Below are 12295 nucleotides of genomic sequence, written 5' to 3'. Positions count from 1 at the left end.
GCGGTCAGCCGTCAGAGGCAGGTCGGTCGTGAGAGGCCGGTCAGTCGTGAGAGGCCGGTCAGCTCTCGACACCGCCGGCGCCGCGCACGATCACCAGGAACGTGTCCGTGGCCAGATCCATCACGACCTCGGCGGGCATCCCTTCCAGCCGCCGGGCCTGCGCGAACTCCTCCGCAGGCCATGATCCTCGCGGTCCGCCTGCGGGAAAGCGCTCGAGCACGGTTCGCCCGTTCACCATCCTGCACCTCCAGAAATGCGTCGTACCTGTAGGAGTTAACGCTCTGGAGAACGCGAATGGCTCGCCCGGTGACGCTACTGAGACATACCCGACACACCGTCGGCGCGGACGGTGAGGGTCCGTTGACTTTCGGCTGACTTTCGGCCACTTCCGTGACCGGCTGTGTCAGTCTTCGTACTCGTCGTGATAGAGGACGCGGTCACCGCCCTCCGGCAGCCGGCCGAGGGCCGTCAGGTCGAGCAGGGAGGTCGTCGGGCCGAGTCCGTCGAGTCCGCGGTCGTACACCGAGTAGGTGTGGAAGACCCGGTCGTGCTCCCGCAGGAAGCAGCTGATGCCGGGCCGTTCGACCGGTTCGTCGTCCACGACGATGGTCGCCTCGAAGTCGCGGTTGAAGTCACGGTCGAAGTCGGTGTGGCAGGACGAGTACCAGGGCAGCGTCCAGCCCATCCGCGCCTTGAACGGCAGGATCCTGGTGAACGGCGCCCGCGAGACCACCGCGAACGCGGTGCCACGCGCCCGCAGATGGGCGAGGTGGCCGATCTGGTCCAGGAAGGTGGCGCAGCAGGGGCAGCCGGCCTCCCACTCCGGGGCGAACATGAAGTGGTGGACGACGAGTTGGGGCCGCCCCTCGAAGAGGTCCAGCAGAGTCGCCTTGCCGTCACCGCCCTCGAAGACGTACTCGGGGTCCACCTCGACCATGGGCAGCCGGCGCCGCTCGGCGCTCAGCGCGTCCCGCGCCCGCGTGAGCGCCTCCTCCTTGCGCAGTAACTCCGCACGCGCGGCACGCCACCGCTCACGCGAGACGATCTCCGGAAGCGACATGGGCCCTCCTGTACAACGGTCGGTTCCGGGTGGTGACCGCGGGAGGGGAGAGAACTCATCGGCGCCGCCGAGGATTTTTAATCCGTGCCCCGGCACCCTTGCGTGCCCGTGCCTCGGCACCCTTGCGTGCCCGTGCCCCGACACCCTTGTGGGCCCAGGCCCGCGCCCGTCAGGTGTCGTACTCCTGGATGCGCCGTCCGTGTCCGCGGTCGACGAGCCCGGGCAGCCGGTCCGCCAACTCCTGGACGACCGCGGGCACATCGAGGGTGAGCAGCTCGCGGTCGCGCATCAGGACACGGCCGTCGACGATCGTCGTGCGGACGTCGGCGGAGCGGGCGCTGTGCACCAGGGTGGCGGCCAGGTCGTGGACGGGCTGGGTGTGCGGCCCGGAGATGTCGACGAGGACGATGTCGGCGCGGCGCCCGGCGGCCAGGCTGCCGATGCTCGCGCCGAGCCCGACGGCCCGCGCGCTCTGCAGCGTGGCGTGGTGCAGGGCCTGGCGGGAGGTCAGCCAGCGTGGATCGCCCTCGCTGGACTTCTGCATCAGCGAGGTCAGCGCCATCGACTCCCACACGTCGAGGGAGTTGTTGGAGGCGGCGCCGTCGGTGGCGAGGCCGACCGGGACGCCCGCGGCGCGCAGGGCGCGGACCGGTGTGGTGGTGGGCCATCCGAACTTGAGGTAGGTGCGGGGCGCGGTCGCCACGGCCGTACGGCCGCCGGTGCGGGCCAGCAGGGGCAGGTCGCGGTCGAGGATGCCGGTGCCGTGGGCGATGAGCAGGTCCGTGTCGAGGAGACCTGCGCGGTCCAGGATCTCGACGGGGGTGGCGCCGTGGCGGGCGAGGCTGGTCTCGGTCTGGTCGCGGTTCTCGGCGGCGTGCAGGTGCACGGGCAGGCCGTGGGCGCGGGCGAGTTCGGCGGTGGCGGCGAGGTCGGCGTCGGTGACGGTGTACGGCGCGTGCGGGGCGAGGGCGGTGGTGATACGGCCGCCGGCCCGCCCCCGGTGCCGTAGCGCGAACTCCGCCGACCGCTCCCGGCCCGCGTCCCCCTGCGAGGAGAAGTACGCCTCCCCCAGATGGGCCCGCAGCCCGCACTCGGCGACGACGGCGGCCACCGCGTCCATGTGGAAGTAGTGGTCGGCGAAGCAGGTGACCCCGCCCCGGATCAGCTCGGCACAGGCGAGCCGCGCCCCCAGCTCCACGTCCCGTTCGGTGAGGTTGGACTCGACGGGCCAGACGACGTCGTTGAACCACGCCTCGGTGGGCAGGTCCTCGGCGAGTCCGCGCAACGCGACCATGGGCGCGTGCGTATGGCAGTTGATCAGCCCCGGCACGGCGACCTGCCCTCGCCCGTCGATCCGCTCGACGACGGCGGCGTCGGCTTCCGCTGCTGCGTCGGCGTCCGCCCGCACGTCGACGTCTCCCCGTGCGCCGACGGCCTCGATGATCCCGTCCCGCACGACGATCGTGGCGTCCTCCAGGAAGCCGATCCGCTCCTGGTCGTCGTGGACGAGCGCGGTGCAACCGGTGATGACGAGGCCTGCGGCAGCGGAGCCACGGCCGGCGGAACCGGCGCCGCGATCTGCGGGAGCGGAGCTCATCCCCCCAACGTAGGGCACGGTCCTCGGCCCGAGTGAGCCGAACCGCGCATCCGGTCCCGGCACTGTCGCAGGGCGGCGCGGACGAGCACGCTGGCCGCACCACCTCCTGGAAGGAGCCCGGCATGCTCCTGGGCACCTGGAACCTCGAAAACCTCTACCGGCCCGGCAGCCCCTACGGCCCCAAGGACAAGTCCGCCTACGAGGCGAAGCTCGCCGCCCTCGCCTCCGTGATCGGCGCGCTCGACCCGACCCTGCTCGGCGTCCAGGAGGTCGGCGACCCCGACGCCCTGGCGGACCTGGCCGAACTGCTCGGCCAGAGCTGGCGGTTCACCCTCTCCTCGCACCCCGACGGCCGGGGCATCCGGGTCGGCTTCCTGGCCCGTACCGAGCTGACGGTGGCCGTCGACACCGCCGCGTTCCCGGCCGGACTGCGCCCGGTGCAGACGGACGACTCGGGCGCGACCGCCGCCCAGGCCGGGCGCGGCTTCCTGGCGGTCACGGTGCAGGCCCCGGCCGGACCGCTCACGGTGGCCGTGGCCCACCTCAAGTCCAAGCTCCTGACCTATCCCGGCGACCGCTTCTACCCGCACGACGAGGGCGAACGGGCGCGCTACGGGGCGTACGCGCTCTACCGGCGCGCCGCCGAGGCGACGGCGCTGCGGGCGCTGGCGGACGAACTGCTCGCCGGGCAGGGCACGTCCCGCGACGTCGCGGTCCTCGGCGACCTCAACGACGAGATACTGGCGGCCACCACCCAGATCCTCCTCGGCCCGCCCGGCTCCGAACTCGGCACCTCCGGCTACGACCACCCGGACAAGGGCGACGCCGTACGGCTGTGGGACATCGCCCCGCGCATACCGGCGGAACAGCGCTACTCCCGCGTCGACTCCGGGCGGCACGAACTGATCGACCACATACTCCTCAGCCACCACCTGGTGCACCGGCTGACGGAGGCGGGCACGGGCCTGCCGGGCACCAGCACACCGCCGGACCTGCCGTCGGTGGGCGAGGATCCGGCGAAGCGGCGCGGAGTCGCGGGGTCGGACCACGCGCCGGTGTGGGCGCGGTTCGCGGACTGAGGCCAGACGCTGCCCACTCCTCCGGGACGCGTGACGGCCTCGGGCGGACCGGGACCCGGGGGGCGGCCTCGGGCTGACACTGGGCGACAACGGCCTCCGCGATAATCACGTCGCCCGTCACATCGCCCGTCACATCACCGCTCTCCCCGGACGACTGGAGCCCCCCTTGCCCGCACTGCACGACTTCGCCACCTGGGAGCCGGTACTGCGGCTGCTGCGTGCCGCCCATGCGGAGCGTCTCGCCGCACCGGGCGGCCAGGTGGTGGGCCGTATCGGCCTGTTCGGCTGGAGTCTGGACCTGCCCCGCCCGACTCCGCCGCCCGGACGAGCCGCTCTGGTGGAGGACGTGCAGGACGAGTTCGACGCCGTACAGCGGGTACAGGAGGCGCTGGCCGAGGCCGGAACCGACGACATGGCCTTCGCCGCGGAGATCCGCACTGACGGGCGGACCGTGCTCCATCTCATCGGCGGCAGCCCCGCCGTGACACCCGGGATCGGGGGCGCGCACCCGGGTTCGCTGATCCTGGTCGAGGACGCCGTCCCCGAGCCCTGGCGCCGGCTGCCCGAGCCGACGCCGGGCGCGGTGCCGCACCCCTCGGCGGACCCGGGGCTGCTGGAGCGGACGCTGCGCGAGCGGCTCCCCGACGCCGTCGGCGCGACCGAGGCGGAGATCGCGGCGGCGGAGGCCCGGCTCGGCGTCCCGCTGCCCGCGGAGCTCAGGACGCTGTACCGGGTGGCGCGGGCGCGCTGGGAGGACTGGCCGGACCCGTACGCCGTCGTCGAGGCGGTCGGCTGCGAACTCTTCCCGCTGGACGAGGTGTACCTCGCGGACGCCTCGACCCGCCCGGCCGACTGGCGGTTCGCGGCGATGGACGCGGTCGTCACCCCGCCGGACGCGACGGTGCAGGGGCTGGTCGGCTCACCGGGCTGGATCGTCTTCGGCGACAACGGCGGCGGCGACCGGATCGCGGTCGACCTCACGCCGGGCCCGGCCGGCCACTCCGGGCAGATCATCGTGATCGGCCACGAGGACCACACCGGAGCCGGCCTGCTCGCCGGCTCCCTCACCGATCTGGTGGCGAACCTGCCCGAGGACGAACGGCGCGGTGGCGCTGCCGGGCGCCGGCCGCCGGCCGTGGCGTACGTCAACCACGCGGGCATCGGGAGTGTCGAGGAGGCCGCCCATCCCGGCCTGGAGGTGCTGAGCATCGGTGTGCTGGACGAGGGCCGGCGGTTCGGCCTCGCCCCGGTTGTCGGGCTGCCCCGGCTGCGCACCCTCCGCGCCTACCCCGGTACGCTCGCCGACCCGCTGGAGATCGCGAAGCTCACCGGTCTGGAGTTCCTGGAGCTGAGCCCGGAGGACTGGCGGGGCCTGCTGGACGCGTCGGCGGTGCCGCGCAGCCTCTCGGCGGCGGCCATCGAGGTGCACGGCGACCGGCCGCCGCTGCCGGTCGTGGCCCTGGCCAACGAGATCCTCGCCCTCTGGAGCCGCCCGCCCATCCCCGTGACGGTGCTGGAGGGCACCTTGGCGCGCTGACTACGCGGCGACCGGCATCCGCGGCACCGCGACCCCGAGCCGCTGCCCACCACGCTCCAGCTCCCCTGCCAGATCCTTGAGTTGCCGGGTGTGCCGGTCGGTCAGCCGCCCCGTCTCGTCGAGGTGCACGGCACACGCGGTGGTCGTGTCCACGAGCCGTTCGAGTACGGCGGCCACCGCGTCCGTGCCCTCGGTGTGCCGGGCGAGGGCGGGGAGTTCGGCGGCGCCGAGGGCGATGGCGGCCCGGGCCTCGGCGAGGGTGCGGTAGGCCTCGCGGCGCAGGGCCCAGCGTTCGCCGCGGTCGCCGGACCCGCTCAGGACGTGGTCGAGATAGGCGTGCGCGGCCCGCCCGGCCGACGCGAGCCGGGCGCGTACCGCGCCGCCCCGCCGCCCCGGCATCGGCAGATGTCCGACGATCAGCACGAGCGCGCAGGCCAGCAGCGTCTCGCCGATCCGGCTGACGGAGGCCTGCGGTTCGCCGCCGACCATGACCAGGGCGAGCACCAGGACGGTGACGACGGCGGTCTGGGCGCCGAAGTGCCGGGTGGACACCGGGATCACCGCCCCGCAGACGGCGACCAGCGCGATGAGTCCCTCGGGCCGGGGCAGTACGGCGGCGAGACCCGCGAAGACGAGGGCGCCGAGCACGGTCCCCGCGGCCCGGCACAGCACCCGGGAGGCGAGCGGCCCGAGGTCGGGCTTGACGAGGAAGACGGCGGTGGCGGGCAGCCAGTACCAGTGCTGGTGCTCGCCGTACCAGCGGGCGTGGTGCAGGGCCTGGGCGATGGCGGCGCTGGCCCCGAAGCAGAGGGCGACCCGCAGCCCGTACTCCCGCCCGCCGCCGCCGAGCGCGGCCCGCGCGATGTCGACGGCGGTACGGCGCCGAGCGGGCGGCCGCTGCTCGCCGCCCTCGGGTTCGGCCCGGTCGAAGGCCTCCGCGGCACGCAGCAGGGCGTCGTCGAGGGCGCGCAGTGCGGGCGCGGACCGCGAGGGTGCGGGCAACGGCCCGGTGCCGCCGTTCTCCCGGACGGCCACGGCGAGCCGCCGGGGCCCCTCGGCCGCCCGCGCGGATATCGGTTCCCCGGCCCAGGCGAGGGCGGTGGCCGCCTCGGCGAGGGGCAGGGCAGCGGCGTACTGCGCGTGCAGCCGGCGTTCGGCGGCGGAACTGGCGTACCGCCGCAGCCGGGGCCCGGTGAGCGCGTCCTGGGCGTGGTCGAGCGCGGCGGTGAGGGCGACGCGCTTTCGGCCCGCGGCCTCGTCGCCCACCGCGTCGAGCAGGTCGGCGACGGCGTCGTACACGGCGGCGACGGCGTCCCGCTCCCCGTCGAAGCGGAAGTCACCGGCGATCGCGCCGGGGGTGGGCAGGGCGAGGCGGAGCACGACCAGCCACCCGGCGCCCACGAGAAAGGCGAGGGCCCGCTGCCAGCCCGCCTCGGCGACCGGCATCCCGGCGCCGATGGCGGCGGCGACCAGCAACTGGGTCCCGGCCCCGGAGGCGACGGGTCCGACGGCACTCATGCCGCCGGCGACCAGCCCGAGCGCGGTGAGCAGCAGGGTCAGGGGGACGGCGGTCAGGTGCTCCCCGCCGTACGTCCCGACGAGCAGCCCGAGCGCCCCGGCCGCCGCGGGCACCCCGAGCCGCCGGACGGCGGACCGACGGCTGCCCGGCCGGTCGTTGATCCCGGCGAGCATGGCGGCGATGGCGGCGACGACGCCGAGGGAGGTGCGGTGCAGCAGGACCGCGGTGAGCAGCAGCGGCCCGGCGGCCAGCGCCCCTCTCGTCACGGCGCTCCAGGACACGGGCCCGCGCTGGGCGCGCAGGGCGTGGGCGAGCCAGGGCGGCAGGGCGATACGACGGGACACGGGGCTCCTGACCGGACGAGGGCGGGGTGTGCCTTCGGGCGACGGTGGCCGGGCTGTTGGCTTGTACGTCCCACGGTAGATCGCGTTCCCGTACGAAAAGGTGCGTTCGCATTTCATGGGTGTGACAAGTGCCCCGGAGAGCCGCGTTCTTTATGAACGCAATTCCGTGCGGGTCCGGTTCGGGGCGGAACGCGAGCGGGCCCGGGGGCGTAGCCTGCCCCCGGGCCCCGGAATGCCACCCATCGTCACACGCCGGCACGCTTGAGAACCCGGGTCAGTCGTAAGGTCGTCGCGTCCTTCCTTTGGACCACCACGCATCGAGCTGCGCGGGCAGGACTTGAACCTGCATTTCGACGTCTGGGGCCCGGGCCCGGTCGATCCGGCGATCGGCGGCGAATGCTGAGTCTGGAGCGAGAGTCTGAGATTCAACGCGGTCCGCCCGGTGTGCACGGCGTGCGTGGTACGCACTGTGCGCACTGTGGGTACGACCGCTCTTCACGACAAGGCTCAGCTTCAGCTTTGCGCTCCTCGCGCACCCCGGCCGCAGGGGCCGGGGAGTCTGGGAAGGCTATCCGAAGAGATAGCCGAACACGGCGTCCCCGACCCGCTGGTCGACGACGTCGGCGCCGTTCGCCTCCTCACGGGCGAACTTGACGGCCTGCTGCAACTTCTCGACCCGGTCGAGGAGTTCGTTGACCCGCCGTGCGGGCAGGGCGCCCGAGAACTTCACAGTGGTCCAGTACCCCACCGGCACGTCCTCGTAGTACACCTCGACCTGCGCCGGATGCTTCTCGGTGGCCTCGGCCTTCACGTGGTTGCGGGGCACCTTCCTGGTGCGCAGGGTCCGCACCGGCTCGGTCTTCCAGGCGTCGGTGGAGGGGTCCTGCACCCACGACTCGGAGGCGTCGAGCACCGGCAGCTTCCGCACAAAGGTATTGAGATCGACGAGCTGCTTCTCCAGGAACAGCAGGTAGGCGACGGGCACGGCGGCGACCAGCACCCGCCCGTCCACCTTCACATCGGCCCTGGCCTCGCAGTTGGCCCAGTCCTTGGTGGCGGTCACGTCGAAGAGCCGCGTCAGCGTGGCCGAGGTCTCCCGCAGCACGTCCTCGGCCTTGACCTGAACCCGCGTGGACTCGGGCGGCAGCTGCTCGCCCTCCTCGTCCTTCGGCTGATACGTCCGCGAGATACCGGCCAGCAACGCGGGCTTCTGCAACCCGTGATGCGCCGACGTCAGGTCCTGATGAGCCTTGGACTTGATGCCCTTCTCGACCGCGATGATCTGATTGAGTTTCGCCACGTGAGGGACGGTAGCAGCGGTAACTGGCGTATTCCCATGCAATTTTCGAGCAGCCCGACTACGCCAGCGAAGCCGAATAGCAACTCGGCCTCACCCACGGCCCGGGCCAACTCCCCGGATTCCGCTTGCAATCCGCCGAGGATGTCATCGACTCCCCGCAACCCGGCTCGCTCCAGCAGCCGCTTCTCGTTCGTCACCCACTCCCCCCTGGCCGCGAGCACAGCGTGACCGCCGTCGATGGTGAGCCAGGCCCCGCCGTTGAAGACACCGCCGCCCCACCCCCGACCTCGGAGACCTGGCCCTCCCAGCGCTGGGGTTCGCTCAGCTGTCGTACCTGCCCCAGTACGAGGTCCGGGAGAGCATCGATGACGGTTACGGAGGCGGGGGCGGGGGCGAGTTCACGTTCCTCGCGGCCGGCCCGGACGGGGAGCCGGTGCCGCTGCTCGTCGCCGGGAGCGACGGCGGCCGGCTGAGCCTTCGGGAGACCGGGCGGTACGGGCGGGCAGCGGACCGATGTGATGCCGTACGGCTGTACGCGCTCTCGACGCTGGCGCTGCATCTGGCCGTGTGCGGGCGGCCGTTGGTGCGGGGCGAGGGCTGGCGGGTGGAGAGTCCGTGCGGCGGCCTTCCCGCCCTGTGACAGCCGCTCAGGGAAATTCAGGTGCGGCCGCCCGGCGTGAGCGCGGATGATCGACCGGTTGCCCGCCTTTCCCTCCAGGAGCCCCCGTGATCCAGCGCGTCACCGCCCCGGCTCTCTTCCCGCCGCCGGGCTACTCACACGTCTCCGTCGTCGAGGCCGGCACGAAGCTCGCGTTCCTCGCCGGTTCCGTTCCGCTGGACGAGGAGGGGAAGCTCGTCGGCGAGGGGGATCCGCCGCGGCAGGCCGAGCGGGTGATCGCCAACCTGCGGGAGCAACTCCGCTCGGTCGGCAGCGACCTGGAGCATGTGCTGGCGACGGATGTGTACGTCGTGAGCAGTGAGCCCGCGGTGCTGTCCAGCGTGTGGGAGGTCGTCGAGGCCTCCGGGCTCAGTTCCGGGCCGCACTCGTCGACGCTGGTCGGGGTCGCCTGTCTGGGCTACACCGGGCAGCTGGTGGAGATCACGGCCACGGCCGTCGTGCCCGAGGGGGCGCGGGGGTGAACGCCGAGGTCGTACTGCGCCGCGCCGGCGGGCCGGACGCCGCCGGGGTCGCCGACGTCTACCTGCGGTCGTACCGCGCCGCGCTGCCGAGTGTCGTCCGGCCGCGTTCGGACGACGAGGTGCGCGCGTACATCCGGGACGTCGTGGTGCCGGCGCGCGAGACCTGGGTCGCGGAGGCGGACGGTCGCGTCGTGGGCATGATGGTGCTCGCGGGGGCCCTGCTGTCCCAGCTGTACCTGGCCCCGGAGTGGCGGGGGCACGGCATCGGCGACCGGTTCGTGGCACTGGCCAAGGAGCGCTTCCCGTCGGGGCTGACGCTCTGGACCTTCCAGGTCAACAAGCCCGCGCACCGGTTCTACGAGCGGCACGGCTTCGTCGCCGTCGAGCACACGGACGGGAGCGGGAACGAGGAGCGGGAGCCGGACGTGCGGTACGTGTGGCGGCCCTGAGCCGGCCCCGGAGCCGCGCCCCCTATGCGGGTGCGGCCCCCCACACCCGGCTCTTCGCCAACGGCTTCCGGTAACTGCCCGCCCGGCTGGTCGTGAGTCCCAGCGTCACCAGCGACTCGGCCAGCTTCACCGCCGCGCCGACCCCGTCGACCACCGGAACGCCGAGCTTCTCCCCCACCACCCGCTGCAGCCCCGTCATCCCGGCACAGCCGAGGACCAGGACCTCGGCGCCTGCGTCCCGGACCCGCTCGGCCGCCGCGAGGAACGCGGCCTCCGTGCGCCCGGGGTCACCGGCGAGGTCCAGGACGCCGAGTCCGGTGCCGGCGACGGCGACGCAGTTGCGGGCCACCCCGGCGGTCTCCAGGCTGTCCTCGATCTGCCCGCGCGACCGGTCCAGCGTGGTGACGACGCCGTAGCGGCGGCCCAGCAGACAGGCGAGGTGGGCGGCGGCCTCGGTGATGTCGACGACCGGCACGTCCACCAACTCCCGGACGCCTTCCCGCCCGTGCTCGCCGAAACCGGCCAGGACCACCGCGTCGTACGACGGACCTGCGTACGTCCGCAGCGCGTCCAGGACCGCCGCCGCCGACAGGTAGCTGTCCAGCCAGCCCTCCGCCGACTCGGGCCCCCAGTGCGGGGTCAGCCCGGTCACGGCGGTGCCCGGGCCTGCGGCGGCCCGGGCACCTCGCACGATCTCCTCGGTCATCTCCTGCGTGGTGTTGCAGTTGGTGACGACGATCCGCACGTCCTTCAGACCTCCTCGGCCACGGTGACGGGGGTGGGGGCGGGGGCGAGCGCGCGGTCGCGGCGGCACAGTGCCAGGTACAGGCCCGCGGCCAGGGCGGTGCCGATGAACCAGGAGTACGGCGCCACGTCGCTGAACGTCTTCACCAGCGCGAGCACGGCCGCGACCGCCGCCGAGGGCAGGAACGCCCACAGGGCCTTGGGGTTGACGCCCTTGCGGTAGTGGTACGGGGAGCCGGGGGCCGCGTCGAAGAGCTGCTGGACGTCCACCCTGCCGCGCTTGATCACGTAGTAGTCGACCATGATCACGCCGAACAGCGGGCCCAGGAAGGCGCCGAGTCCGCCGAGGAAGTAGTTGACGACGGTGGGGTTGGAGAAGAGGTTCCAGGGCGTGACGACCAGGGCTGCCACCGTGCTGATCATGCCGCCGACCTTGAAGCTGATCTTCTGCGGCCAGACGTTGGCCAGGTCGTACGCCGGTGAGACGAAGTTGGCGACGATGTTGACGCCCATGGTGGCGACCGCGAAGGTCAGCGCGGCCACGACCAGGACCCAGGTGTTGCCGACCTTGGCGACCAGTTCGGCCGGGTCGGTGATGGCCTCGCCGAAGACCTCCAGGGAGCCGGCGGTGACGATCACGGAGACGACCACGAAGGCCGTGGAGTTGATCGGCAGGCCCCAGAAGTTGCCGCGGCGGACGGTGCGGTAGTCGGGCGCGAAGCGGGAGAAGTCGCAGAAGTTGAGCATCAGGGTGCCGTAGGTGGCGAGGATCAGGCCGATCGCACCGAACCACTGCCGCCACTGCTCGCCGGTGGAGACCGGGTGCGGGGTGGAGGTGAGCGAGATGGTCCAGTGCGCCTTGGCCAGGATCCAGACGGCCAGCGCGATCATCACCAGCCAGATCGCCGGGCCGCAGAAGTCCTGGAACTTGCGGATCGTCTCCATGCCCCGGCTGATGATCGCCGCCTGGATCAGCCAGAGCGAGACGAAGGAGATCCAGCCGAGCGTGTCCAGGCCGAGGAAGGAGCTCTCCGTCAGGGACTTCAGGCCCGGCCAGGCGGCCAGCAGCATCACGTTGACGGCAACGGACGCCAGGTAGGTCTGGATGCCGTACCACATGATGGCGATCACGGCCCGGATGAGCGCCGGGATGTTGGCGCCCCAGACACCGAAGCTGATGCGGCTGACCACCGGGAACGGCACGCCGTGGCGCTGGCCGATCCTCCCCATCCAGTTCATGCCGACGTAGATCAGCACGAAGCCGGCGAGGAGGGAGGTGAAGACCTGCCAGACGTTCATGCCGAGGACCAGCAGGCCGGCGGCGAAGGTGTAGTTGCCGAGGTTGTGGACGTCGGACATCCACATGGCGAAGAGGTCGAAGACCTTCCAGTTCCGCCGCTCGGCGGGGGCGAGGTCTTCGTTGGTGAGCCGGGGGTCGGGGACGAACACGGTGGCGCCGGTGGCTTCGGCGCGGTCGGCGAGGGACACGGGGCCTCCAGGGAACCAACCGGTGTACCAGCTTTTGG

General features: G+C 72.6%; 12 protein-coding genes and 1 pseudogene. 5 read left to right on the top strand and 8 right to left on the bottom strand.

All coding sequences use genetic code 11. The features are described from left to right. Positions 1-58 precede the first annotated feature (58 nt). The 3 genes from ABT137_RS09695 to ABT137_RS09685 form a co-directional block, all read right to left on the bottom strand. On the bottom strand, positions 59-238 hold the full coding sequence (locus ABT137_RS09695; RefSeq protein WP_351705157.1) for a DUF8839 family protein: 180 nt from the start codon (positions 236-238) through the stop codon (positions 59-61). A 165-nt stretch (positions 239-403) separates the two neighbouring features. Then, on the bottom strand, positions 404-1060 hold the full coding sequence (locus ABT137_RS09690) for a DUF899 domain-containing protein (RefSeq protein WP_351705154.1): 657 nt from the start codon (positions 1058-1060) through the stop codon (positions 404-406). Between the two features lie 169 nt (positions 1061-1229). Continuing rightward, the gene (locus ABT137_RS09685) at positions 1230-2657 is read right to left on the bottom strand and encodes an amidohydrolase (RefSeq protein ID WP_351705151.1); all 1428 of its coding nucleotides are present in this window, start codon (positions 2655-2657) and stop codon (positions 1230-1232) included. Positions 2658-2779: 122 nt separating this feature from the next. On the opposite strand from ABT137_RS09685, the gene ABT137_RS09680 reads away from it, so the two are divergent. Continuing rightward, positions 2780-3736, top strand: coding sequence for an endonuclease/exonuclease/phosphatase family protein (locus ABT137_RS09680; RefSeq protein WP_351705148.1), 957 nt, complete (start codon positions 2780-2782; stop codon positions 3734-3736). A 166-nt stretch (positions 3737-3902) separates the two neighbouring features. Then, the gene (locus ABT137_RS09675) at positions 3903-5273 is read left to right on the top strand and encodes an SMI1/KNR4 family protein (protein WP_351705145.1); all 1371 of its coding nucleotides are present in this window, start codon (positions 3903-3905) and stop codon (positions 5271-5273) included. Here the strand turns inward: ABT137_RS09675 and ABT137_RS09670 are convergent, their stop codons facing one another. From ABT137_RS09670 to ABT137_RS51015, 3 genes and pseudogenes are all read right to left on the bottom strand, one after another. Then, complete coding sequence (locus ABT137_RS09670; protein WP_351705142.1) at positions 5274-7136, bottom strand: FUSC family protein; 1863 nt, start codon at positions 7134-7136, stop codon at positions 5274-5276. A gap of 568 nt (positions 7137-7704) precedes the next feature. Continuing rightward, complete coding sequence (locus ABT137_RS09665) at positions 7705-8436, bottom strand: DUF7873 family protein (protein ID WP_351705140.1); 732 nt, start codon at positions 8434-8436, stop codon at positions 7705-7707. A gap of 74 nt (positions 8437-8510) precedes the next feature. Beyond that, positions 8511-8743, bottom strand: a pseudogene (locus ABT137_RS51015) (hypothetical protein); the annotation flags it as partial. Between the two features lie 126 nt (positions 8744-8869). Between ABT137_RS51015 and ABT137_RS09655 the strand changes: the two are divergent. The 3 genes from ABT137_RS09655 to ABT137_RS09645 all read left to right on the top strand — a co-directional run bounded on the left by ABT137_RS09655 (position 8870) and on the right by ABT137_RS09645 (position 10025). Next, positions 8870-9076: a hypothetical protein gene (locus ABT137_RS09655; protein WP_351705137.1), complete on the top strand. Its 207-nt coding sequence runs from the start codon at positions 8870-8872 to the stop codon at positions 9074-9076. 86 nt (positions 9077-9162) lie between these two features. Then, complete coding sequence (locus ABT137_RS09650; RefSeq protein WP_351705135.1) at positions 9163-9576, top strand: RidA family protein; 414 nt, start codon at positions 9163-9165, stop codon at positions 9574-9576. Continuing rightward, positions 9573-10025 carry a GNAT family N-acetyltransferase gene (locus ABT137_RS09645; RefSeq protein ID WP_351705132.1) on the top strand — a complete coding sequence of 151 codons (453 nt, stop codon included), beginning with the start codon at positions 9573-9575 and terminating at the stop codon, positions 10023-10025. The genes ABT137_RS09650 and ABT137_RS09645 overlap by 4 nt, the downstream gene beginning before the upstream one ends. Positions 10026-10047: 22 nt before the next feature. On the opposite strand, the gene ABT137_RS09640 is transcribed toward ABT137_RS09645, so the two are convergent. Beyond that, positions 10048-10770, bottom strand: coding sequence for an aspartate/glutamate racemase family protein (locus ABT137_RS09640; RefSeq protein ID WP_351705129.1), 723 nt, complete (start codon positions 10768-10770; stop codon positions 10048-10050). Positions 10771-10775: 5 nt separating this feature from the next. Next, positions 10776-12257, bottom strand: coding sequence for an NCS1 family nucleobase:cation symporter-1 (locus ABT137_RS09635; protein ID WP_351705126.1), 1482 nt, complete (start codon positions 12255-12257; stop codon positions 10776-10778). Positions 12258-12295 lie beyond the last annotated feature (38 nt).

This window comes from Streptomyces sp. NPDC001980, assembly GCF_040296885.1.
Taxonomy (GTDB): domain Bacteria; phylum Actinomycetota; class Actinomycetes; order Streptomycetales; family Streptomycetaceae; genus Streptomyces.
Note: the sequence above shows the minus strand (reverse complement) of the source record. Positions and strands in the feature narration are given on the sequence as shown.

Excerpts from the sequence above, each read along its gene's own strand:
- ABT137_RS09685 (WP_351705151.1), bottom strand. The coding sequence starts at position 2,657 with ATGAGCTCCGCTCCCGCAGATCGCGGCGCCGGTTCCGCCGGCCGTGGC.
- ABT137_RS09695 (WP_351705157.1), bottom strand. The coding sequence starts at position 238 with ATGGTGAACGGGCGAACCGTGCTCGAGCGCTTTCCCGCAGGCGGACCG.
- ABT137_RS09690 (WP_351705154.1), bottom strand. The coding sequence starts at position 1,060 with ATGTCGCTTCCGGAGATCGTCTCGCGTGAGCGGTGGCGTGCCGCGCGT.
- ABT137_RS09680 (WP_351705148.1), top strand. The coding sequence starts at position 2,780 with ATGCTCCTGGGCACCTGGAACCTCGAAAACCTCTACCGGCCCGGCAGC.